The sequence below is a fragment of the Phyllobacterium trifolii genome, from assembly GCF_014192095.1.
In the GTDB taxonomy this organism is placed as follows: domain Bacteria; phylum Pseudomonadota; class Alphaproteobacteria; order Rhizobiales; family Rhizobiaceae; genus Phyllobacterium; species Phyllobacterium trifolii.
In genome coordinates, this window is record NZ_JACHXN010000014.1 from 13,804 (window position 1) to 39,670 (window position 25,867).

The 25,867-nt window shown below is 58.1% G+C and carries 31 protein-coding genes; 11 read left to right on the top strand and 20 right to left on the bottom strand.

Annotated features, from left to right (window positions below):
• Nucleotides 1-95 precede the first annotated feature (95 nt).
• The 3 genes from FHS21_RS19685 to FHS21_RS19695 all read right to left on the bottom strand — a co-directional run bounded on the left by FHS21_RS19685 (nt 96) and on the right by FHS21_RS19695 (nt 1,957).
• Nucleotides 96-1,064, bottom strand: a complete 969-nt coding sequence (locus tag FHS21_RS19685) for a complex I NDUFA9 subunit family protein (RefSeq protein WP_112529542.1) — start codon at nt 1,062-1,064, stop codon at nt 96-98.
• 156 nt (nt 1,065-1,220) lie between these two features.
• Entirely contained in the window at nt 1,221-1,478 is a 258-nt protein-coding gene (locus FHS21_RS19690) for a BQ00720 family protein (protein WP_112529544.1), read from the bottom strand.
• 56 nt (nt 1,479-1,534) lie between these two features.
• A complete protein-coding gene (locus FHS21_RS19695) occupies nt 1,535-1,957 on the bottom strand; it encodes an Hsp20 family protein (protein ID WP_112529546.1) in 423 nt (140 codons plus the stop codon).
• 134 nt (nt 1,958-2,091) lie between these two features.
• Here FHS21_RS19695 and FHS21_RS19700 point away from each other — a divergent pair, with 134 nt between their 5' ends.
• Nucleotides 2,092-3,030: a nucleoside hydrolase gene (locus FHS21_RS19700; RefSeq protein ID WP_183663724.1), complete on the top strand. Its 939-nt coding sequence runs from the start codon at nt 2,092-2,094 to the stop codon at nt 3,028-3,030.
• A 143-nt stretch (nt 3,031-3,173) separates the two neighbouring features.
• Nucleotides 3,174-3,740 carry a L,D-transpeptidase gene (locus FHS21_RS19705; RefSeq protein WP_112529550.1) on the top strand — a complete coding sequence of 189 codons (567 nt, stop codon included), beginning with the start codon at nt 3,174-3,176 and terminating at the stop codon, nt 3,738-3,740.
• Here FHS21_RS19705 and FHS21_RS19710 read toward each other — a convergent pair.
• Genes FHS21_RS19710 through cysG form a run of 7 tightly spaced genes read right to left on the bottom strand, consistent with a single transcriptional unit; the run spans nt 3,737 to nt 9,913 of the window.
• Complete coding sequence (locus FHS21_RS19710; protein WP_112551609.1) at nt 3,737-4,084, bottom strand: 2Fe-2S iron-sulfur cluster-binding protein; 348 nt, start codon at nt 4,082-4,084, stop codon at nt 3,737-3,739. The two genes, FHS21_RS19705 and FHS21_RS19710, sit on opposite strands and share 4 nt — an antisense overlap.
• Nucleotides 4,085-4,096: 12 nt before the next feature.
• The gene (locus FHS21_RS19715) at nt 4,097-5,122 is read right to left on the bottom strand and encodes an NAD(P)/FAD-dependent oxidoreductase (protein WP_112529554.1); all 1,026 of its coding nucleotides are present in this window, start codon (nt 5,120-5,122) and stop codon (nt 4,097-4,099) included.
• 43 nt (nt 5,123-5,165) lie between these two features.
• Nucleotides 5,166-5,699 carry a DUF934 domain-containing protein gene (locus FHS21_RS19720; protein WP_112529556.1) on the bottom strand — a complete coding sequence of 178 codons (534 nt, stop codon included), beginning with the start codon at nt 5,697-5,699 and terminating at the stop codon, nt 5,166-5,168.
• On the bottom strand, nt 5,696-6,451 hold the full coding sequence (locus FHS21_RS19725; protein WP_112529558.1) for a phosphoadenylyl-sulfate reductase: 756 nt from the start codon (nt 6,449-6,451) through the stop codon (nt 5,696-5,698). Before FHS21_RS19725 ends, FHS21_RS19720 begins: the two co-directional genes overlap by 4 nt.
• Nucleotides 6,441-8,111: a nitrite/sulfite reductase gene (locus FHS21_RS19730; protein ID WP_112529560.1), complete on the bottom strand. Its 1,671-nt coding sequence runs from the start codon at nt 8,109-8,111 to the stop codon at nt 6,441-6,443. Before FHS21_RS19730 ends, FHS21_RS19725 begins: the two co-directional genes overlap by 11 nt.
• A 23-nt stretch (nt 8,112-8,134) precedes the next feature.
• Complete coding sequence (locus tag FHS21_RS19735) at nt 8,135-8,443, bottom strand: DUF2849 domain-containing protein (protein WP_112529739.1); 309 nt, start codon at nt 8,441-8,443, stop codon at nt 8,135-8,137.
• Between the two features lie 18 nt (nt 8,444-8,461).
• Nucleotides 8,462-9,913 carry a siroheme synthase CysG gene (gene cysG / locus FHS21_RS19740; protein ID WP_183663726.1) on the bottom strand — a complete coding sequence of 484 codons (1,452 nt, stop codon included), beginning with the start codon at nt 9,911-9,913 and terminating at the stop codon, nt 8,462-8,464.
• A 347-nt stretch (nt 9,914-10,260) separates the two neighbouring features.
• Between cysG and FHS21_RS19745 the strand changes: the two genes are divergently transcribed.
• On the top strand, nt 10,261-10,656 hold the full coding sequence (locus FHS21_RS19745; RefSeq protein ID WP_112529564.1) for a VOC family protein: 396 nt from the start codon (nt 10,261-10,263) through the stop codon (nt 10,654-10,656).
• 51 nt (nt 10,657-10,707) lie between these two features.
• Here FHS21_RS19745 and FHS21_RS19750 read toward each other — a convergent pair whose 3' ends face one another.
• The 7 genes from FHS21_RS19750 to rph are packed head-to-tail and all read right to left on the bottom strand — an operon-like array spanning nt 10,708 to nt 15,629.
• Complete coding sequence (locus tag FHS21_RS19750) at nt 10,708-11,406, bottom strand: methyltransferase family protein (RefSeq protein ID WP_312879903.1); 699 nt, start codon at nt 11,404-11,406, stop codon at nt 10,708-10,710.
• A gap of 11 nt (nt 11,407-11,417) precedes the next feature.
• Nucleotides 11,418-11,783 carry a YraN family protein gene (locus tag FHS21_RS19755; RefSeq protein WP_112529568.1) on the bottom strand — a complete coding sequence of 122 codons (366 nt, stop codon included), beginning with the start codon at nt 11,781-11,783 and terminating at the stop codon, nt 11,418-11,420.
• The gene (rsmI, locus tag FHS21_RS19760) at nt 11,780-12,679 is read right to left on the bottom strand and encodes a 16S rRNA (cytidine(1402)-2'-O)-methyltransferase (protein ID WP_183663728.1); all 900 of its coding nucleotides are present in this window, start codon (nt 12,677-12,679) and stop codon (nt 11,780-11,782) included. The genes FHS21_RS19755 and rsmI overlap by 4 nt, the downstream gene beginning before the upstream one ends.
• A 9-nt stretch (nt 12,680-12,688) precedes the next feature.
• The gene (gene hemW, locus FHS21_RS19765) at nt 12,689-13,852 is read right to left on the bottom strand and encodes a radical SAM family heme chaperone HemW (RefSeq protein ID WP_112529572.1); all 1,164 of its coding nucleotides are present in this window, start codon (nt 13,850-13,852) and stop codon (nt 12,689-12,691) included.
• A complete protein-coding gene (rdgB, locus tag FHS21_RS19770; RefSeq protein WP_112529574.1) occupies nt 13,849-14,496 on the bottom strand; it encodes an RdgB/HAM1 family non-canonical purine NTP pyrophosphatase in 648 nt (215 codons plus the stop codon). The genes hemW and rdgB overlap by 4 nt, the downstream gene beginning before the upstream one ends.
• Entirely contained in the window at nt 14,493-14,900 is a 408-nt protein-coding gene (locus FHS21_RS19775; RefSeq protein WP_183663730.1) for a VOC family protein, read from the bottom strand. Before FHS21_RS19775 ends, rdgB begins: the two co-directional genes overlap by 4 nt.
• A gap of 12 nt (nt 14,901-14,912) precedes the next feature.
• The gene (rph, locus tag FHS21_RS19780; protein WP_112529578.1) at nt 14,913-15,629 is read right to left on the bottom strand and encodes a ribonuclease PH; all 717 of its coding nucleotides are present in this window, start codon (nt 15,627-15,629) and stop codon (nt 14,913-14,915) included.
• A 135-nt stretch (nt 15,630-15,764) separates the two neighbouring features.
• Between rph and hrcA the strand changes: the two genes are divergently transcribed.
• The 3 genes from hrcA to FHS21_RS19795 all read left to right on the top strand — a co-directional run bounded on the left by hrcA (nt 15,765) and on the right by FHS21_RS19795 (nt 18,387).
• On the top strand, nt 15,765-16,832 hold the full coding sequence (gene hrcA / locus FHS21_RS19785) for a heat-inducible transcriptional repressor HrcA (RefSeq protein WP_112529580.1): 1,068 nt from the start codon (nt 15,765-15,767) through the stop codon (nt 16,830-16,832).
• A 74-nt stretch (nt 16,833-16,906) separates the two neighbouring features.
• Nucleotides 16,907-17,620 carry a nucleotide exchange factor GrpE gene (gene grpE, locus FHS21_RS19790; RefSeq protein WP_112529582.1) on the top strand — a complete coding sequence of 238 codons (714 nt, stop codon included), beginning with the start codon at nt 16,907-16,909 and terminating at the stop codon, nt 17,618-17,620.
• A gap of 113 nt (nt 17,621-17,733) precedes the next feature.
• Complete coding sequence (locus tag FHS21_RS19795) at nt 17,734-18,387, top strand: trimeric intracellular cation channel family protein (protein WP_112529584.1); 654 nt, start codon at nt 17,734-17,736, stop codon at nt 18,385-18,387.
• Here FHS21_RS19795 and FHS21_RS19800 read toward each other — a convergent pair.
• Nucleotides 18,379-19,371: an adenosine kinase gene (locus FHS21_RS19800; protein WP_112529586.1), complete on the bottom strand. Its 993-nt coding sequence runs from the start codon at nt 19,369-19,371 to the stop codon at nt 18,379-18,381. The two genes, FHS21_RS19795 and FHS21_RS19800, sit on opposite strands and share 9 nt — an antisense overlap.
• Nucleotides 19,372-19,535: 164 nt before the next feature.
• Between FHS21_RS19800 and FHS21_RS19805 the strand changes: the two genes are divergently transcribed.
• Nucleotides 19,536-20,255, top strand: a complete 720-nt coding sequence (locus tag FHS21_RS19805) for a sulfate transporter family protein (protein ID WP_112529588.1) — start codon at nt 19,536-19,538, stop codon at nt 20,253-20,255.
• Here FHS21_RS19805 and nth read toward each other — a convergent pair.
• Entirely contained in the window at nt 20,248-21,006 is a 759-nt protein-coding gene (gene nth / locus FHS21_RS19810) for an endonuclease III (protein ID WP_376772160.1), read from the bottom strand. The genes FHS21_RS19805 and nth overlap by 8 nt on opposite strands.
• A 34-nt stretch (nt 21,007-21,040) precedes the next feature.
• On the opposite strand from nth, the gene FHS21_RS19815 reads away from it, so the two are divergent.
• The 4 genes from FHS21_RS19815 to cueR all read left to right on the top strand — a co-directional run bounded on the left by FHS21_RS19815 (nt 21,041) and on the right by cueR (nt 25,580).
• On the top strand, nt 21,041-21,535 hold the full coding sequence (locus FHS21_RS19815; RefSeq protein WP_162701914.1) for a DUF2244 domain-containing protein: 495 nt from the start codon (nt 21,041-21,043) through the stop codon (nt 21,533-21,535).
• Nucleotides 21,536-21,612: 77 nt separating this feature from the next.
• Nucleotides 21,613-22,512, top strand: a complete 900-nt coding sequence (locus FHS21_RS19820; RefSeq protein ID WP_112529592.1) for a methylated-DNA--[protein]-cysteine S-methyltransferase — start codon at nt 21,613-21,615, stop codon at nt 22,510-22,512.
• Nucleotides 22,513-22,673: 161 nt separating this feature from the next.
• The gene (locus FHS21_RS19825; RefSeq protein WP_183663732.1) at nt 22,674-25,175 is read left to right on the top strand and encodes a heavy metal translocating P-type ATPase; all 2,502 of its coding nucleotides are present in this window, start codon (nt 22,674-22,676) and stop codon (nt 25,173-25,175) included.
• Between the two features lie 6 nt (nt 25,176-25,181).
• The gene (gene cueR, locus FHS21_RS19830; RefSeq protein WP_112529596.1) at nt 25,182-25,580 is read left to right on the top strand and encodes a Cu(I)-responsive transcriptional regulator; all 399 of its coding nucleotides are present in this window, start codon (nt 25,182-25,184) and stop codon (nt 25,578-25,580) included.
• Here the strand turns inward: cueR and FHS21_RS19835 are convergent.
• Nucleotides 25,573-25,866, bottom strand: coding sequence for a Dabb family protein (locus FHS21_RS19835; protein ID WP_112529598.1), 294 nt, complete (start codon nt 25,864-25,866; stop codon nt 25,573-25,575). The genes cueR and FHS21_RS19835 overlap by 8 nt on opposite strands.
• Nucleotide 25,867: the final 1 nt, after the last annotated feature.

Genomic DNA, 25,867 nt, shown 5'->3' on the forward strand with positions numbered 1-25,867 from the left:
CAGGATGTTAGTGGCGTAAAAGGACCCCTCCCTGCTGCTGCGCAGCCTCCCTCCCCACAAGGGGGAGGGTGCAGGCGGCAACTTTCATCCCTAAATTAAGCGGGTGTCTGGCTGGAATATTGTCCGTGGCTCCGGAAACGCCAGAGATATGACGGCAGGATGGTCTCGATCGTCTGCGGCCGGATTCCAAGCCCTTCGAGGGTGCGGCCCTCTTCTTTTGCTGCGCGCGACACCACATTATCGTGCTGCAGGAGCAAGACTTGATCCTTTGTCAGTGGTGGCTTTGGCAGATAGCCAAGGATAGAGCCCTGAATTCTGGCGATCCAGAACGGGATCGATACGAACATGCGCTTGCGGCCAGTGACACGCAGCACTTCCTCGAGGCATTGCTTGAACGTCAGGACTTCTGCGCCGCCAAGTTCGTAGATTTCGCCTGGCTTGAGAGTGCCATCGACCGAACGTGCAAAGACTTCGGCGACATCACCGACATAGACCGGCTGGAACCTGGTGTGGCCGCCGCCAATCAGCGGCAGGAAAGGCGAAATGCGCGCCATGCCGGCAAATTTGTTGAAGAAATCGTCTTCAGGCCCGAAGACGATGGACGGGCGAATGATGATGGCGTCCGGTAGCGTATCGTGCACGGCTGCCTCGGCGCGGCCTTTGGTGCTGGCATAGGCGGAATGAGAACGGGCATCGGCGCCAATCGCCGACATATGTGTCAGGGGGACGCCCGCCGCACGGGCCGATTCCGCGACCGCGCGGGCACCGAAATCATGCACCACGCTGAACTTCTGCTTGCCGCCTTCGAACAGCAGCCCGACGAGATTGATCACATGGTCGCAACCGGCAACCGCACGATCGACCGAAGCGCGGTTACGCAGATTTGCCTGTACGGCCTGGATCTGGCCAACGCCGCCAAGCGGCTGCAGATCGAATGCGAGATCAGGGCGTCTGACGGCAACGCGAACGCGGTAGCCACGCTTGGTCAGCGCACGCACGACATGACGACCGATAAAGCCGGAGCCTCCGAAAACGGTGACGAGTTTTGGCTTGATGATTGTCATCGAGCTCTCCTAAAATGCAAGCGGGCAACAGATGCTGTTTAATGCCTTTTGTCGCCGGCGCAAAGGGGAATGGAGCTCAAAGTTCGCGGCGCGTTGCCGCGCTAGCGTATGCAGATGCGTGGCTCGGCAAGCCGCCGAACCACGCGCTTTGATTGACTACTGCAGCATCACGGTGCGCAATTCGTGTTCCTGCGCGCCGACAAGCACATTGTCGCGTTCATCGGAAAGCACGATCGGCTCGCCATTGGCCGCAAAAAGCGCCCAAAGCTCGACGCCCGGCGTCATCGGCGGGAGTGCCGGAAAGCTGGTGGCGAGGTCATCGGTTTTGACCTTGCGCATGTAAGCCACCTGGCCAGCGCCAAGGCGCGCAAATTCAAGCTCGGTCAGGAGATTCTTGTGATCGGTAGTTTGCATAATAGCCTCCATGTTCGGACAGTCCTTTCTTAGGCCCTGTCCAGTTAGAGCTACGACTAGTCCTGAACCGCAATGTTAATGCGTTTGACCAATCGTTCGGGTTCCGGCCGGTCGAGATCGATCGACAGAAGCCCATTCTTCAAAGTGGCGGCGCTGACGCGCATTCCATCGGCAAGAACGAAGATGCGCTGGAACTGACGTGCGGCAATACCACGATGCAGATATTCGCGGGTCTCTTCTTCGGCCTGCCTGCCGCGAATGATCAACTGATTGTCTTCCGTGGTCACTTCGAGATCGTCATTGGAAAAACCCGCAACGGCGAGAATAATTCGAAGCTGTTCACGGTCATTGTTGCCGCGGATACGCTCGATATTATAAGGCGGATAGCCGTCGCCGGACTTGGCGATACGCTCCAGCGTCTTTTCCATCGAATCGAAACCAAGCAACAAGGGGCTTGAAAACGGTGTCATTCGTGTCATTTGTGCAGTCCTTGAGAAAAGCGACCTAAAAGCAAAACCCGTGATGTTAAGGCATTTCACTTCTGTTCATTGATATGGCGATTGAACTGCAGACTTCAAGAGAGTGCCGATTTAAGGCCTAAAGAAAGTAAGAAATGACGCGTAAAATCATAATCGATACGGATCCCGGCCAAGACGACGCTCTCGCAATCCTTCTAGCATTTGCCAGCCCGGAACTGGAAGTCCTCGGAGTGACGGTTGTAGCCGGCAATGTGTCACTGGCTTTGACCGAATTGAACGCACGGAAGATCTGCGAGCTTGCCGGCCGTCCTGACGCGCGAGTCTTCGCCGGCGCCGATCGCCCTTTGATGCGCCCGCTGGTCACGGCTGAACACGTGCACGGAAAGACGGGGCTCGACGGCCCTGATCTGCCGGAACCGGCGATGCTGCTGCAAGATAAGCACGCGGTTGATTTCATCATCGAGACTTTACGCAAGGAGGAAACGGGAAGTGTTACGCTATGCGCACTTGGACCCCTCACGAACATTGCACAAGTCTTGATTCGCGCCCCGGAGCTTGCACCCCGTATCCAGGAAATCGTGCTCATGGGCGGCGGGTTCTTCGAAGGCGGCAACATTACACCGACGGCGGAGTTCAATATCTATGTGGATCCGCACGCGGCGCAGATCGTGCTCCGGTCGGGCGTTCCCGTGGTCATCCTGCCACTCGACGTAACCCACAAGACGCTGACTACCGCCAAGCGTATCGAGCGTTTTCGGGCAATGGGGACAAAGGCCGGTGACGCCTCCGTTGCGCTTCTGGAATTCTTCGAACGGTTTGACGAGGAAAAGTACGGCCGGGATGGCGGTCCGCTGCATGATCCGAATGTCATCGCCTACGTGATGAAACCGGAGCTCTACCGAGGCAGGCATTGCAACGTCGTCGTCGACGCCACAAACGACTTGACGCTCGGCATGACCGTTGTCGATTGGTGGGGCGTGACCGATCGCCCCAAGAACGCGCTTTATATCCGCCATGTCGACGATGAAGGCTTCTTCGATCTTTTGACCGAACGCGTCGCGCGCCTGCCGTGAGGTTCTCTAGATTGCCAAGCCTATCCTGTTGTTTATTCACGGAAAGTTGAAATCGCGTAAACCATCAATAAGTAATTCTCGGACAAAATCCCCTTGAGCGAGTAGTGTCCAAAGGATGGACAGCAGAAAACTTGGGGTTTGATATGCTGACACGGCGCGGTGTTCTTACCGGTATACTTGCAGCTGCGCTGGCGCCGCAGGCTGCACTGGCGGCGCCAAAGAAGAAGAAAATCGTTGTCATCAATCCGGTATTCAGCCCACAATATGTATCGTACGATTCATCCTATGCGCCGGGCACAGTGGTGATCGACCCTCGTGGCCGGTTCCTTTACCTGATCGAAGACAGCTTCACCGCGCGGCGTTATGGCGTTGGGGTCGGACGCGCTGGCCGGGTCTTCCATGGCGTCGCGAAAGTCGGCCGCAAGGCGAAATGGCCACGGTGGATCCCGACGAACGGTATGATCAGGCGTCAACCGGAAAAATATGCGCGCTACGCCGGGGGTGTCGCAGGCGGTCCACACAATCCGCTAGGTGCTCGCGCGCTTTATCTTTATCGCAATGGACGCGACACGCATTATCGCATCCACGGAACGACCGAGCCGTGGACGATAGGACGCGCCGTATCGAATGGCTGCATCCGCATGGTCAACGAACACGTCATGGACCTGTATGCGCGGGTGCCGGTTGGCGCCCGCGTCGTTGTAATCTAGGCTGCGACGCTCTCCCGCTGGGTGTCGGGAGCCAGGGTGATTTCGAGACCATTGAGCTCTGCAGTCATTATGAGCTGGCAGGAAAGACGAGAATTGTCCTCGACGTGAAAGGTCACGTCGAGCTGGTCGACTTCCTCGTCAAGCGGCTCAAAGAGCTTTTCTGACCAATCCTGATCGACATAGACATGGCATGTACCGCAGGCGCAGGCGCCGCCGCATTCCGCCTTGATGTCGAGCCCCCAATCGCGAATGACTTCCATGACGCGGAAGCCCTCAAGGGCCTCCAGCGTATGGCGCTTGCCGTGCTGATCGGTGACGTGGATATAGAGGGACTCTGAGCTCATCAGGGTTGTTACCTATGCCGCCTTCAGTTTCTTCTGCAGGGAGGTGGATGACGTTGTGTACTGGAAGATGATCCGTTCGCCTGGCGAAACAATGCGTTTGGCCGCCTGGCTCATCAGCGCGGCTTCATGGAAACCGGAGAGGATCAGCTTCAACTTGCCGGGGTAGGTATTGATATCGCCAATCGCGAAGATACCTGGCTCGGAAGTCTCGAATTTCTCCGTATCGACGGCGATCAGGTTCTGATCGAGATTGAGGCCCCAATCGGCAATCGGACCGAGCTTCATCGTCAGGCCGAAGAATGGCAGCAGACGCCCGGCATCGAGGATTTCTTCGCCCTCGGCGCCCTTGAGGATGACCTTGGACAATTGGCCGTCTGCGCCTTCCAGACCGCTGACCTGTCCCATGCGGAACTTGACGCGTCCGTCCTTCTCCAGTGCCCACATCTTGTTGACGCTGTCGGGCGCGGCGCGAAACTCGGGCCGGCGATGCACGAGGGTCACCGATTTGGCAACCGGTTCGAGGTTGAGCGTCCAGTCGAGGGCGCTATCGCCGCCGCCGACGATAACCACGTCGTGGCCGCGGAAAGCCTCGATCTTGCGCACAGCATAGTGAACGCTGACGCCCTCATAGAGCTCGATTTCCGGCACGGGCGGGCGCTTGGGCTGGAAGGAACCGCCACCAGCCGCGACGACGATGACCTTGGTGATGAAAACCTCGTCCGCATCGGTCTCGACGCGGAAACGTCCGTCTTCCAGCTTTTGAAGTGCGGTGACCATGGTAGAAAAATGGAACTGCGGATCGAAAGGTGCGATCTGCTTCAAGAGATTGGTGGTGAGATCCTGTCCGGTGACTTCGGGCAAACCGGGAATATCATAGATCGGCTTTTCCGGATAAAGCTCGGCGCACTGGCCGCCGGGACGATCGAGAATATCGATCACATGGGCGCGCAGATCGAGCAAACCAAGCTCGAACACGGCAAAGAGGCCGACCGGGCCGGCGCCAACAATAACCACGTCTGTTTCAATCAATTCGGACATAAAAGTGCCTTCTGGATAACGAATTCGAGTTCTTTGTGGAGTTTCACGCCCCGGGAACGCGGCGCCAGCTATAAGTGCCGGACACTGTGTGTGAGCCTCGTCCCGGCTGGTAGTAACCGGGAACATCGTGAAGATTATGACCGGCAAGACGGTTCAGTGTCACCGCGTGGTTGACCTTCATCGTGTCGAAGCCGGTGCGCAGCATATAGGCGACCTGATCGATCAAAACATCCCCAACGGCGCGTAACTCACCCTTGAAATGATGCTGGTTCTTGATCAGTTCGGCCTTCGAATAGGACCGCCCATCGTTGAATGCCGGAAACTGCAGCGCAATCACCGGGATTGAATCCAGTATTGGCAATAGCGGCTCAATGCTTTCACCCGGCGCGACCAGAACGCCGATCTTGCGATTGGAGGCATTGCGGGTCTCTTCGGTGAGACCGAGCCATGCGCCCAGCGGCAGGATCACAGCAGGTGCATCACCGGCTTCCTCCAGCGTTTGGGCTGTAACGTAGGGATCCTCACGGAACCCTTCGCGGCCCCAAAGCTCACCCGCAGGTTGTTCAATGTCACTCATAAACTCGAATCCGTCAGCGAGATGTTGCTCAGTTCGTCGGTAAGTCCGGTCAGGTGAATGCCGCACTCTGTCTTGTCGGAGCCAGCCCAGCGGCCAGCGCGATCGTCTTCGCCGTCCTTGACCGGCGCGGTGCAGGGCATGCAGCCGATCGAGCGGTAGCCTTCGGCGACCAGCGGGTGCGGCGGCAGATCATGCGCGGCCATATACGACTTAAGGTCGGACGAGGTCCAGTGCGCAAGCGGGTTGATGCGGACGCGCGCGCCCACAGACTCAAACACGGGCAGTGCCGTACGTGTCGATGCCTGGAATTGCTTGCGGCCGGTCATCCATGCGCGGTAGGGCGCGACGGCACGGGCCATCGGCTCGACCTTGCGGATATAGCAGCAGCGATCCTTGTTGGTCATCGACAGTGCGCCGAACGGGTCCTCATCCTTGAGGCTCTGCTTCAACGGATGGATATCATGCACATCCGTCATGCCGAGCTCGGTGATGAGCTGGTCGCGGTAGCGCAGCGTTGCCGGAAAATGCTTGCCGGTCTCAAGGAAAAGCACCGGCGTTGCGCGGTCGATCTGCGCGATCATGTGCAGCATCACTGCGCTGTCAGCGCCGAAAGAGGAAACAACGGCGATCTCCTCGTTGAAGAGGTGATCGACCGCAAGCTCGATGACATCCATCGGCTCGAGATTGCCGTAGCGGGCCTGAAGCGCGCGCGCCTCATCCGCCACGGTCTGATCATTGATTTCAAGCAGCATTTGCAACCTCGCTATAGAGCGCATCCTTGAACGGTGCTGCGCCCACGCGCCGGTAGGTGGCAAGGAAGGTCTCTTCCTTGTCGGTTCTGATTTCGAGATAACGATCGACGATCGTCTCGATTGCATCGACGATTTCTTCCGAGGAAAAGCCGCGGCCGGTGATGTCACCGATCGTGCAAATCTCGTCACCCGATCCACCGAGAGAGATCTGATAGAGCTCTTCACCCTTCTTCTCGACGCCGAGGATGCCGATGTGGCCGACATGGTGGTGGCCGCAGGCGTTGATGCACCCGGAAATCTTCAGCTTGAGTTCGCCGATATCTGCCTGACGCTCTGGATCGCCGAAGCGTTCGGAAATGCGCTGCGCAACGGGGATCGAACGCGCTGTCGCCAGAGCACAATAGTCGAGACCGGGGCAGGAGATAATATCGGTGATCAAGCCGGCATTGGCCGTTGCCAAACCATCCGTCAAAAGTAGATCGTAAACAATGCGCAGATCGGCGATGGCCACGTGCGGCAGAACGAGGTTCTGCTCATGGCTAACGCGAATCTCGTCATAGGAGAATTTCTCGGCGATATCAGCAACCAGATCCATCTGTGCGTCGGTGGCATCGCCCGGAATACCGCCGATTGGCTTCAGCGAAATGGTCACGACGCCGTAGTCGGGATTCTTGTGCGGCGTTACGTTCTGGTCGACCCAGGCGGAGAATGCATGATCGGCCTTGCGCGCGGCCGCGAGCCCAGACCAGCCTTCGGGACGCTGGACCAGATTTGGCGGCGCGAAGTAGGTATCGATGGCATCGACGTCCTGCTGTGGCAGTTTGAGATCGGTCTCCTTGATCGCCTGCCATTCGGCCTCGATCTGGCGGGTGATTTCTTCGGTACCGGTCTCATGCACGAGGATCTTGATACGCGCCTTGTACTTGTTATCCCTGCGTCCATTAAGATTGTAAACACGCACGATGGCTGTCGTGTAGGTCAGCAAATCCTCGACGGGCAGAAAATCGCGGATTTTCTTGGCGACCATCGGCGTGCGGCCCTGGCCACCGCCGACATAGACAGCAAAGCCGAGTTCACCGGCTTCGTTCTTCTTCAGATGCAGACCGATGTCATGAACCTGGATCGCGGCACGATCGCGGTCAGCGCCTGTCACGGCGATCTTGAACTTCCGCGGCAGATAGGAGAATTCCGGATGCATCGAGGACCACTGGCGAAGGATCTCGGCATAAGGGCGTGGATCCCCGACCTCATCCGCAGCGGCACCGGCAAAATGATCGGCGGTCACGTTACGAATGCAATTGCCCGAGGTCTGCAGCGCGTGCATTTCCACCGAGGCGAGTTCGTCGAGAACTGCAGGAATATCCTTGAGCGCAGGCCAATTGTACTGGATGTTCTGGCGCGTGGTGAAGTGGCCATAGCCGCGATCGTAGCGGCGGGCGATATGAGCGAGCTTGTGCATCTGGCGGCTGGACAGCGTGCCGTAAGGCACCGCAACACGAAGCATATAAGCGTGCAACTGCAGATAGACGCCATTCATCAGCCGCAGCGGCCGGAACTGCTCTTCAGTCAGTTCGCCAGCGAGACGGCGCTCCACCTGATCTTTGAACTGTTCAACGCGAGCAGAGACGAACGCGTGATCAAACTCATCATAACGATACATACTGCGGTCTTTCGATTTTCAGGTCAGGCAGCTTTGGGCTTTTCAGCCTGTTTGCCGAGGTCAAGACGAATGGTGGGTCCGAGCTGACGGATGCGCTCGCGCAGACGGACTGGATAAAGATCTGTACCGCGTTCTTCGACGTCGATGACATTCACGTCGATGACAAGGTTGGACTTGATCGCGGACTTGCCAGCTTCCTCGAGCGCATTGACCGCCTCCGCGTGTCGCGCGATCAGCGCTCCATCGATATGTTCCAGCCACTCGCCATTGGCGCCGAGCCACACAACTTCGCCATCGGTCAGGCGGTTTGCAGTCAACACTTTAACGCTCATGATCTTCATCCTTCGCAGTTACGCAACATTGGGTTCAAGGTGGTGCTGCTCCACGGAATTCTTTGCATTGGCGGAAAGAGGTTCGGCCTTGTCGATGGCAGAGCCTGCAACCGCATCGCCGATAATCACCATAACCGGGCCGTCAAGATCGTCGCGCTGTTCCAGCGCGGGCAAATCATTGAGCGTGCCATGGAACATGCGCCTGTCTGCACGGCCGGCATTTTCGATTACGGCAACGCCGGTATCCGCGTGCAGTCCCGCCTGCATCAGCCGCCCGGCGACAGAAGCAGCAACGCTACGGCCCATATAGACGGCGATGGTTGCGCCGGAAATAGCGAGGCGCGCCCAGTCGGGCAGCACTTCGCCCGCCATATCGTGACCCGTGGTGAAGACGAGGGAGGATGCGACACCACGCAGGGTCAGAGGCAGCTGCATATCCGCTGCAGCGGCAAAGGCCGAGGTGATGCCGGGTACGATTTCGAAGGCAATGCCGGCGTCGCGCAAGGCGGCCATTTCTTCACCTGCACGGCCGTAGATCAAAGGATCACCTGACTTCAGGCGAACGACACGCTTGCCTTCACGTCCAAGTGCGACAAGCAGATCATTGATCTCGCTCTGGCTCTTGGTGTGGCAGCCCTTGCGCTTGCCCACGGAGAGCCGGGTTGCATCGCGGCGGCCCATGGCAACCACAGCTTCGGGCACCAGCGCATCATAGACGATGACGTCGGCCTCCATGAGGACGCGGTGTGCGCGCAATGTCAGAAGATCCTCGGCGCCGGGCCCCGCGCCGACCAGCCAGACGTAGCCCTTCGGGGCCGCCTGGTCATCGAGGAGACCTGCTGCTGCCTGGTGGGCGCCAGTCAAGTCATTGTTGTAAATCTTGCCGGCGACATCGCCCGAAAAGAACGAGCGCCAGAACAGGCGGCGCGGCAGACCTTTTTTGACTAGCTTCTCCACCACAGGGCGATAGGCATTGGCAAGACGCGCAAGATCGCCGAGCCGCGGTGAGAAAGCGGCATCGATGCGGGCACGGATCATCTGCGTCAGCACAGGGCCGGTGCCTTCCGAACCGATGGCAATGGCTAGCGGCGCGCGATTGACGATGGCGGGCGTGTAGAAATCGCAAAGGTCGGGGCGGTCAACGACGTTGACTGGAATGTGCTGGCGGCGCGCTTCATCAGCGATCTCCGCATCCTGGTCTTCATCGCCAGTGGCGACGAAGACCAGCTTTGCGCCGGTCAGTTGCTTGGGAGCAAATTTTTCTGCGACGTGTTCGTGGCTGCCGTCACGCAGGAAAGCGGCAAGTTCAGGCTCAGGCTCCGCTGCGATTATCCGAACGGTAGCGTTGGTCTGGCCTAAAAGCCGCGCCTTGTTCAAGGCTTCCTCGCCATTACCAATCACAACAAGCACTTCATTCCGCACGCGGAAGAAGGCAGGAAAGACCGAAAGCTGGCTGGAATGCATGGACATAAACAGGGGTATCCCGATGGTTCCGAGGATTATCCCTGATCCGCCTTCGTTTTATAAGGAACAGAAGTGCGCCAATTGTCGCGGGTGAGCATGGAATTTCTGAAAATGCCGGAACAAGCGGATTCGCATTCTATGCGCTCAAAGGGACACACGCCCGGCCATCGCCTCCTGAAGGCAAAGCACGACATGCTTGATCGTCCGTATCCGCGAGGCATCGATACACGACTAGATTTATCGTGTTAGCGAGCAAATGCAAGTAATTTTTTTTCTTGCTACGAATGTCGGATCGCGGAACTCCGGTTCGTCCTTTATAGGAACGCCATTGAACGAAGAGGAGATAATTTTCCATGCGCATGATTTTCGTGAACCTGCCAGTCAAGAACATTGAGGCTACACGGGCCTTTTTTGCCGCTTTGGGATTCAGTTTCAATCCCGATTTTTCTGACGACAAGACCGCCTGCATGGTGATCGAGGAAAACATCTTTGCGATGCTTATGGAGGAGGATCGGTTTCGGGATTTCATCAACAACGATATCAGCGATGCCACCAAGGCGCAGGAGGTACTGATCGCGCTTTCTGCCGGGAGTCGTGCGGAAGTGGACGACATGCTGGCCAAGGCGCTTAGCGCAGGCGGCAATGCGTGGAAGCCAATTCAGGATCTTGGTTTCATGTATGGATGCAGCTTCCAGGACATCGACGGTCATGTCTGGGAAGTCGCGTACATGGACATGTCCGCACAGTAGAAAACTCTACATCCAACTGGCTGTCCTCATGCGAGGGCGGCCAGTTGCATTTTACCAGATACCGGGGATGAGGTGCGACTTTACCTTTCGACAATAGGCGTCATACCCCGAGAGATTGGTTTTCAGATAGCGCTCCTCATCGAGCAGCCGTATGGCGATGACCACGCTCAAGGCGATTGCAACGGGAAGTGCCCATAGCGAGCCGAGCGCCAAAGGCGTTGCCAGAAAAAGCACCACTGCGCCCGAGTACATGGGATGACGCACCAAGGCGTATGGGCCGCTGGAGATAACGTTCTGGCCGGATTTCACCTCGATGATGCTCGACGCGTGTCCATTCTCACGTAAGGCCAGAAACATGATCCAGAATCCGACGACAACAAGGATGTTAGCCAAGACGACGAGCCAAACCGGCAAGGGCAGTCCGGTGAAATGCCGCTCTATGCCCGGTACGATGTACATCAGGAGGCCGACCACGCTGGCCGCGCCCTGAATCCATTTCTGCGAGGTTTCGCGCTCGGCGCCCGCACCGGCTTTCTGCCGGCTGGCAACAAGCGCCGGATCGTGCTTGAGAAAATAGAATGTCAGCCAGAACATGCAAAGCGTGAAGACAACCAGATAAAGCCACCCCTGCCAGAAGCGGAATGTCCATGCGGGAACATGCACCAGGAGCACCAATACCACCAAGGCCTTGATGCATCCCCCGATTGCCGTTCTGCGTAGCTTATCAAGGTCAAGTTGTTGCGCCGTCACGCTATTCCTCCTCAGCTCGTGAACACCGCGGGCACGTGCACAGGCCAGCGCCATGGCAGGATAGCAACAAGATCGAAGCGAAGGGAGAGGCGGGAATGGTCTGGTTGGCGGGCAAGCCACAGGTCAGCGGCGGCTTCGATACGGCGCATGGTCAGAACGTTGACCGAATCCATCGCCTGCTCGAGTGTTGTCCGAGCCTTGACCTCGACGATGAGCACGACATCTTTGCGCCGCGCGATCAGGTCGATCTCTCCGAGTTTCGTGCGATAACGGCGGCCGATGATGCGATAACCTTTCAGCATCAGGGCAAGAGCAGCAAGGCGTTCGGCGGAGTGACCGCGACGGTAGGCCTTGTGGCGCTTGCCAAGCTCTGTCATTTCATCGCCAAGAGCCGTTGATACAGCTCGCCTTTGGGTCGTCCGGTCATGCGCGAGGCCTCGCCAGCGGCCTTGGCGGGCGACATTTCAAGGCTGAGTGCACGCAGCAGCGTATCGATGTCATCATCGGTTCGTGGCACGTGCTCATCCTCCGGAGGAGAAGCGATGACCAGCACTACCTCGCCCCTTATGCGATCTTCGCCGTCGAATTCCGCAGCCAGCTCCCTGAGTGGCAGGGTGACGATTGTCTCATAGGTCTTGGTCAGTTCGCGGCACAGCGATGCCTGGCGTTCCGGCCCGAATACTTCGACCATATCCGCTAGTGTCGTTGCTGCCCGGTTAGGCGATTCAAAGAACACCAATGTGGCATCGAGCGACTTCAATTGTTCAAGCTTGGCGCGCCGCTGGCCCTGTTTCGATGAAAGAAAGCCGGCAAAATAAAATGCATCCTTGAACAGGCCAGAGGCCGTGAGCGCAGCGAGAACCGACGATGCACCGGGGATCGGTACGACGCGAACGCCTGCCGCCTTGGCTTCAGGCACCAGACGTCCGCCCGGATCGGATACCAGCGGAGTGCCCGCATCGGAAATCAATGCCACGCTTTTGCCCGCGAGCAGCGCTGCGATCAGCTTCGGTCCTGCCATATCCGCATTGTGTTCGTGATAGGCATAGGGACGCCGCGAAATGCCATATCTATCGAGTAAAACGCGGCTGACGCGCGTGTCCTCGCAAGCGATGATATCCGCAGCGGCCAAGGTTTCGATCCCGCGAATGGTCATGTCGCCGAGATTGCCGATCGGTGTCGCCACGATATAAAGCGCCGGCTCCAGCGGCCGGGCGCGGAACGACGCGCTGCCAATCTGGTAGTCCCGCTCCTTTGCTTCCCCTTCAGACAAGTCTCTTCCCTAAGCTGCGAGATCAGCGATGACCGCATTGAGCACGATTGCACCTTCAGGTGTCGTGCGGATGCGGCTGTTGCCGATATATTCGATAAGACCCTGTTCGGCCAAGGAAATCACGCGGCTCTCCTTGACGCCGTGTCCGGTCAGACGCTCGTACCGGGAAAGGTCGATACCTTCGACGAGACGCAATCCCATGAGCAGGAATTCATCGCCCTCCTGCTCATGCGTCAGAAACTCTTCTTCGACGACCCCATGACCTGTGGTTTCTACCTTTTGCATCCAGGTTTCCGGATGACGCTCCGTGATCGTCACGGCTCGCGTGCCGTTCTCAATGAAGCGCCCATGCGCCCCCGGCCCAATCCCGACATATTCGCCGTAGCGCCAATAGACGAGATTATGCTGCGACTCCGCGCCCGGCGCGGCATGATTGGAAATCTCGTAGGCGGGCAGGCCATGCCGTGCCGTGACCTCTTGCGTCTCCTGATAAAGCATTGCTGCATGATCACCATCGGGCGTCACCAGTTTGCCGGCTTTCCAGAGGTTATAGAACGGCGTCCCCTCTTCAATGGTCAATTGATAGAGCGACAGATGGTCTGCGGCATAGGAGATGGCCTTCGCCAGCTCGTCGCGCCATGCGGCAATCGTCTGGTCGGGCCGGGCGTAGATCAGGTCGAACGAGAGCCGGGGAAAAATCTCCCGCGCCAATTTGATCGCGGCAAGCGCCTCCTTGACATTGTGCATCCGGCCGAGGCGACGCAAATCGGCATCGTTGAGTGCCTGCACGCCAAGCGAAACGCGGTTCACACCAGCGGCGCGGTAACCCCGGAAACGGTCGGCTTCAACGCTCGTCGGGTTGGCTTCGAGCGTGATCTCGATATCATCCGGCACATGCCAATTGCGCGAAATCTCGTTGAGAACGGATGCCACAGTTTCCGGCTGCATCAGCGATGGCGTCCCGCCGCCGAGAAAAATACTTGAAACAGTGCGTTGGCCGGTACGGGTCCGCATCGTTGCCATTTCACGTGCGAAGGCTGCGGCAAAGCGCGGTTGATCAACAGTTTGGTGCCTGACATGCGAATTGAAGTCGCAGTACGGGCATTTGGCCATGCAGAATGGCCAATGGACATAGACGCCGAATCCGGACTCGCCTCTGTCGGACCGGTTCATCCGGCGTCCAGACAATCTTTGGCAAAATGCTGGAAGGCGCGCGCGCGATGCGACAGCGCGTCCTTGTCGCCAGGCTTCCAGCCATGCTTTTGTTCTGCCGTCATTTCGCCGAACGTCACGTCGTGGCCTTCCGGCTTGAACACCGGGTCGAAGCCGAAACCGGCGGTACCGCGCGGCGGCCAGACAAGTTCACCTTCCACCTCGCCGCGATAATAATTGGCTTCGCCATCCGGCCACGCAAGGCAAATGACAGAAACGAAGCGGCCGCTACGATTTTCAGGCGCATTGGCACCAGCTTGCTGGAGTTCGGCTTCAACCTTTTGCATGCCATGGGAAAAGTCACGCTTGCCATCGGGCAATTCCGCCCAATTGGCCGTGTGGACACCCGGATTGCCGCCAAGCGCATCGACGCAGAGGCCGGAATCATCGGAAAGCGCCACAAGACCGGTCGCCTTGGCAGCGGCGAAAGCCTTGATATAGGCGTTCTCTTCAAAGGTCGTGCCGGTTTCATCCGGCTCCGGCAGGCCCAGATCGCCGGCCGAGACCACTTCGAAGCCGAACGGACCGAGCAGGTCGATCATTTCCTTGATCTTGCCCTGGTTGTGACTGGCGACAAGCAGCTTGCCCTTTTCGAGTGTCTTCATTTCAAATTCCATAATTTCGGTTCAGCAAATTCGATCGAGTTACCCGACGGATCGCGGAAATACAGCGAATGCGCGCCATTCGGCCAGTCGAATTCACTTTCGATGGCAACGCCATGCGCTTCAAGATGGGATTTCCATTCGGTAATTTCATCCCGTGTCGCGCGAAAGCAGACATGACCCGGACCGGTGGCACCATGGGAGGGTATCGGCAAACCATCTTTTGGGCGTTCTTTGAGTTTTTCGGCATTAAACAGGATCAACACGCCCGGCCCGCAACGGAAGAACACGGATTCTTCGCCCGCACGCAGGATGCATTCAAGCCCGAGCACATCGCCGTAGAATCGTGCAGCCGTCTCGACATCGGTCACATAGAGCGCTGTTTCCAATATTCCCGAGGGCTGCATGGTGAAACCCCGTTAGCTAACGGCCATTTTCTGCAAGGAGACCAAGCGGGTGATGCCGTTGCGGGCAAGGCCCATCAGCGACAGCAATTCCTCTTCGGAGAAGGGTTCGCCTTCGGCGGTTCCCTGTACTTCGACGATGCCACCCTTGCCGGTCATGACGAAATTGGCGTCGGTCTGCGCGGTCGAGTCCTCAAGATAATCGAGATCGATTACAGGTGTGCCATTGGAAATGCCGCAGGAAATGGCCGCGACATGATCCTTCAGCACCTTTTCCACCTTGAGCATCTGGCGTGTTTCCATCCAGCGCAGGCATTCGTGCAACGCAACCCAGCCGCCGGTAATCGCTGCGGTACGGGTGCCCCCGTCAGCCTGAATGACATCGCAATCCACGGTGATCTGCACTTCGCCGAGCGTCTGCAGGTCAACGACCGCGCGCAGCGAACGGGCGATCAACCGCTGAATTTCCAGTGTGCGGCCGCCCTGCTTGCCCGAAGAAGCTTCACGGCGCATGCGGTCACCAGTCGAGCGCGGCAGCATGCCATATTCCGCCGTCACCCAGCCTTTGCCGGTGTTGCGCATCCAGCCTGGCACTTTTTCCTCGAGGCTAGCAGTGCACAAGACGTGCGTGTCGCCGAACTTGACCAGGCACGAGCCCTCGGCATGTTTGGAAACGCCACGCTCAAAGGAAATGGCGCGCATTTCGTCGGGGGCTCGCTTGGAGTGACGCATTGGTAGACCTCTTGTTGATGTGTTCTGGGCCTTTTAACCGTGATGGGGTGATGAAGCAAAGGCTTTGATCAAAGGCTTTGATGATTGCGCAGAGAACGCTTATATCAAGGTCTGACAAGCAAAAGCTGAGGCACGATGAACAGGACCGTGGTTCCGGACACATTGCAATCGCTCGACCAGCGATCGCGCGATATTTTCCGGCGCATTGTCGAGAGTTACCTCGGCGATGGCGAGCCGGTGGGTTCGCGTAATCTGTCGCGCATCCTGCCTGTGTCGTTGTCTCCGGCGACGATCCGCAATGTGATGAGCGATCTCGAGCATCTCGGCCTCGTCTATGCACCGCATATATCCGCCGGCCGCTTGCCGACCCAGATCGGCCTGCGCTTCTTCGTTGATGCCTTCATGGAAGTTGGCGATCTTTCCAAGTCCGAACGCAATTCCATCGAGGCGCAGGTCAGGGCCGGAGAAACGCAATCGGCTGAAAGCGTGCTGACGCAGGCGAGCCAGATCCTTTCGGGCATGTCGCGCGGGGCAGGACTAGTGCTCGCGGCCAAGGCGGAAGGTGCGCTCAAGCATATCGAGTTCGTCAGGCTTGAACCGACAAGGGCTCTCGCCGTGCTGGTCACGCAAAGCGGTGACGTCGAAAACCGCGTCATCGATCTGCCGGTTGGCGTGACGCCGTCGCAATTGATAGAAGCCTCGAATTTCCTCAATGCACACATTCAAGGCCGCACCATCACCGAGGCGCGGCAGGAAATCGCCCGGCTGAAGGAAGAAACCCAGCAGGCGCTTGACGCCCTCTCGCAACATCTGGTCGAACAGGGGCTCGCCATCTGGGGCGGCGATGGCGGTGGCCAGCCGGCACGGCTGATCGTGCGCGGGCGGGGTAACCTGCTTGAATCGGTGAGCGCCGAAGCAGATCTTGATCGTTTGCGGCACCTCTTCGATGATCTCGAAACCAAGGAGGGCACGCTGCAACTGCTTGATCTGGCGGAAGCCGGACCAGGGGTGCGCATCTTCATCGGCTCGGAGAACAAGCTGTTTTCGCTTTCCGGCTCATCGCTGGTTATCGCGCCCTACCGCGATTCCGAACAGCGAATCATCGGAGCACTCGGTGTCATTGGCCCGACAAGACTGAATTATGCGCGTATCGTACCGATGGTAGACTACACCGCCCAGCTCGTCTCGCGGCTCCTACGGTAGTCATTTGCACTTGATTTTTATGGCCTAAACCTCGATATCCAGCGCAACTTACGAATAATGAATGGACAGGATACATGGCTGAAGACAAGAAAAATCACGACACTCCCGATCTCGACCAGCGCGACCTGAAGAATCCGCGCGATCGCGATGCGCTGAAGCGCGCTGCCGATGATTTTCTCAAATCACGCAAAGCTGAAGAATATGCCCTCGCTCAGGACGACGAGATGGAGGCAAATGCCAACAACTGGGCTGAGCTTGATAAATTGCGCGCCGAGAACGGCGACCTCAAGGACCAGCTGTTGCGGCTTGCTGCCGATATGGAAAACCTGCGCAAGCGTACCGCGCGCGATGTCCACGATGCGCGTGCCTATTCGGTCGCCAATTTCGCACGCGACATGCTCTCCGTTTCCGACAATCTGAAGCGTGCTTTGGAGGCCATCCCTGCCGATGTGCTGGCAAGTGGCGATGCCGGGTTCAAGACCCTCGCTGAGGGCGTCGAAATCACCGAGCGTTCGCTTATGTCGGCCATGGAGCGTCATGGCGTCAAGAAACTCGATCCCTTGGGCCAGAAATTCGATCCTAATTTCCATCAGGCGATGTTCGAAATTCCAAATGCCGATGTGCCGCACAACACAGTATTGCAGGTTGCGCAGAGCGGCTTCGTCATCGGTGACCGCATGCTGCGTCCGGCGCTTGTCGGCGTATCAAAGGGCGGTCCGAAACAGGCATCTGCCGAGGGTCAGCCTGAGCCTGGCCCGATCAATCCGCAGGCAGAAAAAGACGCCTGATCCGATCGTCAGATCAGCTTTTGGAGCCACATTTCCAAGCGGAATGTGGCTCTTTTCATTTTGCCGGGTCATGCACTATCGTATCGAGAATAACGGCGCAGGGGGAACTGCCGATGACCATGATCCAGCTCTTCAACTATGCCGGAATATTCGTTTTTGCTGCGACCGGGGCCTTGGCGGCATCGCGTCGCCAGCTCGATATTATCGCCTTCGTCTTTCTCGCCGCCGTCACCGGCATCGGCGGTGGCACATTGCGCGACTTGATCCTTGGTGTACCGGTATTCTGGGTCAAGGATCCCGGAAATCTTATGGTCTGCGCTGCGGCAGCCATTCTCGTCTACTTTTCGGCCAATCTGCTCGAATCGCGCTACCGCGTTCTGCTTTGGCTCGATGCGCTCGGTCTAGCCGCTTACAGTGTCATCGGCGCGGCCAAAAGCCTGGCGCTGGGCTTCGACTCAACGATTGCGATTGTTACCGGAATCATGACTGCGACTTTTGGTGGAATTCTGCGCGATATCATATCCGGAGAACCGTCCGTGCTGATGCGGCGCGAGATCTATGTGACCGCAGCTCTCGCCGGGTCGGTCACATACACAGTGCTGCACAGCGTTGCCGTCGGGCCGGAGGTTTCCGCACTCGTCGCAGCGCTCGCCGCATTTGTCGTACGCGGCGGTGCGCTCTATTTCGGCTGGGCGCTCCCGACATATCACAAGCCCGGCCGCACCTCGGAAGAGCTGAAGCGCGATGGCTATATCAAATCAAAGTAGTCCGGCTTGCTCGGCAGCCGCTTTCAGGTTCTGCTGCGGCCGCGGACCGATCTGCTGAATGACCAGACCGGCGGTCAACGAACCAAGCTTCGCGCAATCCGTCAAGGACCGGCCATTCGTATAGCCAAACAGAAAGCCGGCGGCATAAAGGTCACCGGCGCCGGTCGTGTCGACCAGTTCCGCAATCTCGATCGCCGGAACTGCGACAGTCTCATCCTTCGAGACCACGACGGAGCCCTTTTCAGAGCGGGTGACGGCTGCAAGCTTGCAATCCTTGCGGATGAGTTCAAGGCCCGTTTCGAAATCATCGGTCTGATACAGCGACTTCAATTCCGCTTCATTGGCAAAGACGATGTCCACCGTGCCGGAGCGCATCAGTTCAAGGAACTCCTCGCGATAGCGATCGACGCAGAAAGGGTCTGACAGCGTCATCGATACTTCGCGCCCGTGTTCATGCGCGATCTTCGCCGACAGGCGGATTGCTTCCTTGGCCCGGGGCGGATCCCAGAGATAGCCCTCGAAATAGGTGACCTTAGCCTCCGATACCTTGGAGCTTTCAACATCTTCCGGCCCAAGCTCGACGCAAGCGCCGAGATAGGTGTTCATGGAGCGCTCGCCATCGGGCGTGACGAAGATCATCGAACGCGCTGTAGGCGGAGGCGCGTTCAATACGCGTGTATCGAAAGCGACGCCCTGGGAGCGGATATCGTGGATGAAGACATGGCCGAGCTGGTCGTCTGCGACCTTGCCGAAATAGGCTGCACGCCCGCCGAGACTGGCGACACCTGCCGCAGTGTTGCCGGCACTTCCACCGGAGGCTTCGATCGCTGGACCCATGCGCTCATAAAGAAACTCAGCGCGATCGGCATCGATCAGGTTCATGGCGTTCTTGATGATGCCGTTCTTGATGATGAAATCATCATCGGTGCGGGCGATGATATCGACAATGGCATTGCCGATGCAAAGCACGTCAAAGTTGGACATGAAAACTCCGGGATTGAACTGTTCGGTACCTGTTGGCAGTTATTTTGGCGCCTGTCCTAGCGCGTCGGCAGCCGGTTGACTACCCCTTCTTTGGCGTGTTGACTTGTCTTGACTGTGAACTGCTCCTATGTCCGCAACCCGGAAACCTTGGAAAGCGGCCCTAAATGATCGTTGAAAGCGCCCGCGCTGCGGCCAATCATCTATTTCGCCCGGAGTTTCGTGCTGTCCTGTGGAAATCGATCGGACTGACTGTTTTGCTGCTCATCGGCATATGGTTCGGTCTGCGGGAACTGTTCGAGGCGCTGGCCTGGCCATTTTTCGACCAGATGCTGCCGGAATTGCCGTCCTGGGCTGGATGGCTCGGCTTCATCGCCGGCATTTTTGCCAGCATTGGGCTTGCGCTTGGACTGGCGCTGCTCATTGCGCCCGTCACGGCAATCGTTGCCGGGCTCTTCCTTGATGATGTGGCGGAGGTGGTGGAAAAAGAAGGTTATCCACTCGATCCAAAAGGCCGGCCATTGCCCGCTGTCCGATCATTGATCCTGTCCGTGAAATTCCTTGGCGTCGTTATCCTCGGCAACATTGCTGCCTTGCTGATGCTGCTGATCCCCGGGGTCAACATCATCGCCTTCTTCGTCGTCAATGGCTATCTGCTCGGCCGGGAGTTCTTCGAATTTGCCGCGATGCGTTTTCGCCCGGAAATGGAAGCCAAGGCGCTGCGCTCAAAACATGCAACGACAGTGTTTTTGGGAGGGCTGGTTATCGCCGCCTTCATGGCGATCCCTATCCTCAATCTTTTGACCCCGCTCTTTGCCGCCGCGATGATGGTGCATTTGCACAAGGCGGTCGCGCAGTCCGAACCCCCGGCCGCTGTGATCAGATAATTTGCGGTGGCAGCGGCACCAGCGGAGCCGGTATTTCCGAGGTCTTTTCCGCCGCCTTGCAGATATCCGCGATGACGCAGGAAGAGCATTCCGGTTTGCGCGCCTTGCAGATATAGCGGCCATGCAGGATGAGCCAATGGTGCGCGTGGTAGAGATATTCGGAAGGAATAACCTTCATCAAACGCGCCTCCACCTCCTCCGGTGTTTTGCCGGGTGCAAGGCCAAGCCGGTTGCCAATACGGAAGATGTGGGTGTCCACCGCCATGGTCGACTGGCCGAAGGCCATATTGAGGACGACATTAGCCGTCTTGCGGCCAACGCCGGGCAATTTGATCAGCTCGTCGCGGTCATCCGGAACCACGCTGCCATATTGGTTGATGAGCGCTTCGGACAAAGCGATGACATTCTTCGCCTTGTTGCGCCAGAGCCCGATGGTCCGGATATAGTCGCCGACCTTTGCTTCGCCCAAGGCCAGCATCTTTTCTGGCGTGTCCGCAACCTTGAATAGGGCTCGCGTCGCCTTGTTCACACCGGCGTCGGTCGCCTGCGCTGAAAGCACCACCGCGACGAGCAGGGTGAAGGGATTGATGTGCTCAAGCTCGCCCCGGGGCTCCGGGCGCTGGATCGAAAAACGCCGGAAGATTTCATGGATTTCCGCAGCGGTATAGCGCGTGCCAGGAACGTTGCGCGCCTTGGCCGATTTAGTGGGCTTCACATAATCTTCATCGATTTTACGCTTGGGATTTTCCATGGTGCATCTATACTTAAAGCCCATGAGCCAAACAATGAACCCATTTGACGCTGCGGGCCAAAACGAGGAAGAAATTTTTCGTGCGCTTCTCGTGCCTCATCGTTCGCTGGGTCAAACTGGTTTTCTCATTCTTATGGCAACGATGGGCGTCAGCAGCTTCTTCACCGGCCTGTTTTTTCTGTCGCTTGGGGCCTGGCCGGTTTTTGGCTTCTTCGGTCTCGATGTTCTGCTGGTCTATATCGCGTTCCGGATGAATTATACCTCGGCAAAAGCCCATGAAGAGGTGAGCGTTTCGCGTATTGCCTTGCAAATCCGCCAGGTTGCCCCGTCAGGCCGGGCCAAATTGCATGAATTCAATCCCTTCTGGACGCGGTTCAGCGTCGCCCGCCATGCGGAAATCGGCATCACGTCGATGTTGGTCGAAGGACAGGGCAAGGTCGTGGCGATCGGCTCGTTTCTCAATCCCGATGACCGCGAAAGCTTCGCCTCCGCATTCCAGATGGCGCTTGCGACAGCCAAACGACAGTGAATCCACGCGTTGCAAGAATCGGGTGGCGACAAGCGCCCCAGAGTGGTCATATAGCCTCAATAGAGAGGTAAAAACTCATGAAACCACATGCCATACTTCAGAAAGACATCACCCCGACCGGCGACGATTATGCGATCGTCAGCCATATCATCGAACGTATCAGCAAGGACTACCGCGACCAGCCGTCGCTTGAGACGCTGGCCCGCGATACCGGGCTGTCGCCAACCGCGCTGCAGAAGCTGTTTACCCGCTGGGCGGGCCTTTCTCCCAAAGGCTTCCTGCAGGCGGTGACCATCGATCACGCCCGGCGTCTGCTGGATGAAGGCATGCCGCTCCTGGAAACAGCCTATGAGACGGGACTTTCGGGTCCAAGCCGGCTGCATGATCTGTTTGTCACGCACGAAGGCATGTCACCGGGCGACTACAAGACCCGCGGTGCAGGGCTGACAATCCGCTACGGCTTTCTGATTTCGCCGTTCGGCCTGGCACTGGTGATGGTGACGGACCGCGGGCTGGCCGGTTTGGCTTTCGCCGATCCGGGCAAAGAGCGCGAAGCATTGGCCGACATGACATCGCGTTGGCCAAATGCCAATTATGTCGAAGATTTCGCCGCGACCGCTCCCTATGCAGCGCGTATCTTCAACCCGGCAGAATGGCGCGCTGACAGACCGCTCAAGGTCGTCACGATCGGCACGGATTTCCAGCTGCGTGTCTGGGAAGCACTGCTGAAGATCCCGATGGGCAAATGCGTCGCCTATTCGGATATCGCCGCCGATATCGGGTCTCCCAAGGCTTCGCGCGCCGTAGGTGCCGCTGTTGGCGCCAACCCGGTCAGTTTCGTCGTCCCGTGTCACCGGGCAGTCGGCAAGTCCGGAGCTCTGACGGGCTATCATTGGGGCCTGACCCGCAAACGCGCCATCCTCGGATGGGAAGCCGGCCAGCTCAGCAATGACGAGGATCAAGCCCAGGCTGGTTAAGCTCAATTTCCCGACCCTCCCCACAAGGGGGAGGGTTAGTGTCGGCACCCTCGGTCGACTTTTTCGTCACTCCCGCCCATCTCCGAAAACCCCTTGACCTTCCAGTTACTGGAAAGATTACCTTTGATGCACTATCTGGTTCATAACCGAAAGTTCGCATCATGAAACATGACCATCACGCCCACCACGGCCACGATCATTCTTGCTGCAGCGGGGAGCAACCCGCAGAATCCGTGATTGTGCGCGATCCGGTGTGCGGGATGACTGTTGACCCGGAGGCAAACAAACCGACAGCCGAACATGGCGGGCGGCTGTTTCATTTCTGCTCAGCAGGCTGCCAGAGCAAGTTCATAACGGAGCCGGACGCCCATCTCGAGGCGATCGATCCTGTCTGTGGCATGAAAGTAGACCGGGCGAGCGCGAAACATTTCCTGCGCCACGAAGGTGAAAAATACTATTTCTGCTCGGCGGGCTGCCTCGCCAAATTTGAGAAGGCGCCGCAGGATTATCTCGGCGACCGGCCAGCGCCCAAACCGATGCCCGCCGGGACGCAATATACCTGCCCCATGCATCCGGAAATCGTCAGGGATGGTCCGGGTTCGTGCCCGATCTGCGGCATGGCGCTGGAGCCTGCGGGCATCCCGACTGGAGATGAAGGGCCGAACCCGGAGCTGGTGGATTTCACACGCCGCTTCTGGGTCAGCGCTGTGTGTTCGGTTCCGCTGCTTCTGATTACCATGGGTCCGATGCTCGGCTTGCCCTTACGTGCCTGGATTGGTGAAAGTTTGGCTACGTGGCTGGAATTCGCGCTGGCAACGCCGGTCGTTGTCTGGGCGGCTATTCCCTTCTTTGAGCGGGCCTGGGCTTCTTTCATCAATCGCAGCCCGAATATGTGGACGTTGATCGCCGTCGGTGTCGGCACGGCCTACGCTTTCAGTGTCGTCGCCACGTTCCTACCGGATATTTTCCCGCACTCCTTCCGTATGCATGGTGGCTCGGTGCCAGTTTATTTCGAAGCAGCGGCCGTGATCGTAACGCTCGTCTTCCTTGGCCAGATCCTCGAACTGAGAGCGCGTGAACGCACAGGTTCCGCCATCCGCGCACTTCTGGACCTTGCGCCCAAGACGGCCCGGCGCGTTACCGAAGACGGGACAGAAGCGGATGTACCGCTGGATGCGATACTTGCCGGCGACCGGTTGCGCGTGCGCCCCGGGGAAAGCGTGCCGGTGGACGGCATCGTGCTTGAAGGGCACTCCTCCATCGATGAATCCATGCTCACCGGCGAACCCCTGCCCGTCGAAAAGACAGAACATGACACCGTTACCGGCGGCACACTCAACCGCAATGGCACTCTGATGATCAAGGCGGAAAAGGTCGGCGCTGATACGGTTCTGTCGCAGATCGTCGGCATGGTCGCCTCAGCCCAGCGTTCGCGCGCACCGATCCAGGGCTTGGCCGATCGCGTCGCCGCCTGGTTTGTTCCGGCCGTGGTGCTGGTTGCGATCATGGCCTTCATCATCTGGTCACTCGTCGGACCCGAGCCGAGCATGATCTATGGCCTGGTTGCCGCCGTTTCCGTGCTGATTATCGCCTGCCCCTGTGCGCTAGGTCTGGCGACACCGATGTCGATCATGACCGCCACCGGGCGCGGGGCGCACGCGGGCGTACTGATCAAGGATGCGGAAGCTCTCGAACGGTTCGCAGCCGTCGATACGCTGATCGTCGACAAGACCGGAACACTGACAGAAGGTAAGCCAAAACTTACTGATATTATTCCGCAACCGGGTTTTGCTGAAGACGAATTGCTGGCTCTTGCAGCAAGCCTCGAGAAAGGCTCTGAACACCCCCTCGCCGAAGCGATTGTCGAGGGGGCAAAGTCGCGCAATCTCACACTTGCCGATGCAATCGATTTCGAAGCAGCGACGGGCAAGGGGGTGTCCGGAACGGTCAACGCGAGAACCGTGACGCTCGGCAACAAGTCCATGATGCGGGACATCGGTGCCGACGTTTCACAATTGGTCGAGCAAGCCGACCAATTGCGCGCGCTGGGCAAGAGCGCGCTTTTCATCGCAGTCGATGGCAGGGCCGCCGGGATCGTTGCGGTTGCCGATCCGATCAAGGAGACGGCAACAGAGGCAATCCGCTTGCTGCATGAGGCGGGGCTGAAGGTCATCATGGCAACCGGCGATAATGCCGTGACGGCGCAGGCAGTTGCGCGCGCGCTCGGCATTGATGAGGTTCGGGCCGATATGCTGCCGGAGGGCAAGAAACAGCTCATCGATGCACTGCATGCCAAAGGCGCCAAGGTCGCGATGGCCGGCGACGGCGTCAATGATGCGCCTGCACTTGCCGCGGCCGATGTCGGTATCGCCATGGGTACGGGAGCGGATGTTGCAATGCAGAGTGCCGGAATAACTTTGGTCGGAGGTGATCTCAACGGCATCGTTCGCGCCCGCCATCTTGCCGCCGCCACGATCCGAAATATCAAGCAGAACCTGTTCTTCGCCTTCGTCTACAATGTGCTCGGTGTGCCGGTCGCGGCAGGTGTGCTGTATCCCGTATTCGGTCTGTTGCTGTCGCCTATGCTGGCTGCGGCGGCCATGAGCCTTTCATCCGTGTCGGTCATCGCGAACGCGCTGCGGCTCCGGACAATAAAATTGTGAAGTCCCATGAATATCGGTAGCGCATCTGACAAATCCGGCCTGCCCGCCAAAACGATCCGCTACTACGAGGATATCGGCCTCCTGAAGCCGGATCGGGCGGACAATGGCTATCGCGATTATTCCATGTCGGATGTGCACAAGCTGCGCTTCTTGCAGCGCTCTCGCGGACTGGGGTTTTCTGTTGAAGAGTGCCGCCAGCTCTTGGCGCTCTATGAGGACAAAAGCCGTGCGAGCGCCGACGTCAAGTCGATTGCACAATCAAAGCTTCAGGAAATCGAGCGCAAGATTATCGAACTGCGCGAATTGCAGCACACGCTGAAACATCTGGTTGCGCATTGCCATGGCGACAAGCGCCCAGATTGTCCGATTCTCGAGAGCATTTCCGGCACGGCTGGGTCTAGCTGAGCGTCGACACCACATCCGCAGAAATGCGCAGTTCACGTAGCGGCCGAACAACAGCCGTCGTTTCGCTGTAAATTGGATGCGCCTTGTAGGCCGCCAGCGCCTCGGCGTTCTCGAATTCCCCATAGACGACGACATCAATCTCGCCTGAAATCGGATCGGTCTTGGTATTTGGCATCACTTCGAAAACGGTCGAGTGCGGGATTTCACCAAGACGCCGGAGGCCCTTCACGATCGTCTCGACGTCTTTCTTTTCACGGGCGCTGAAGAATACAATATGGCGGATCACG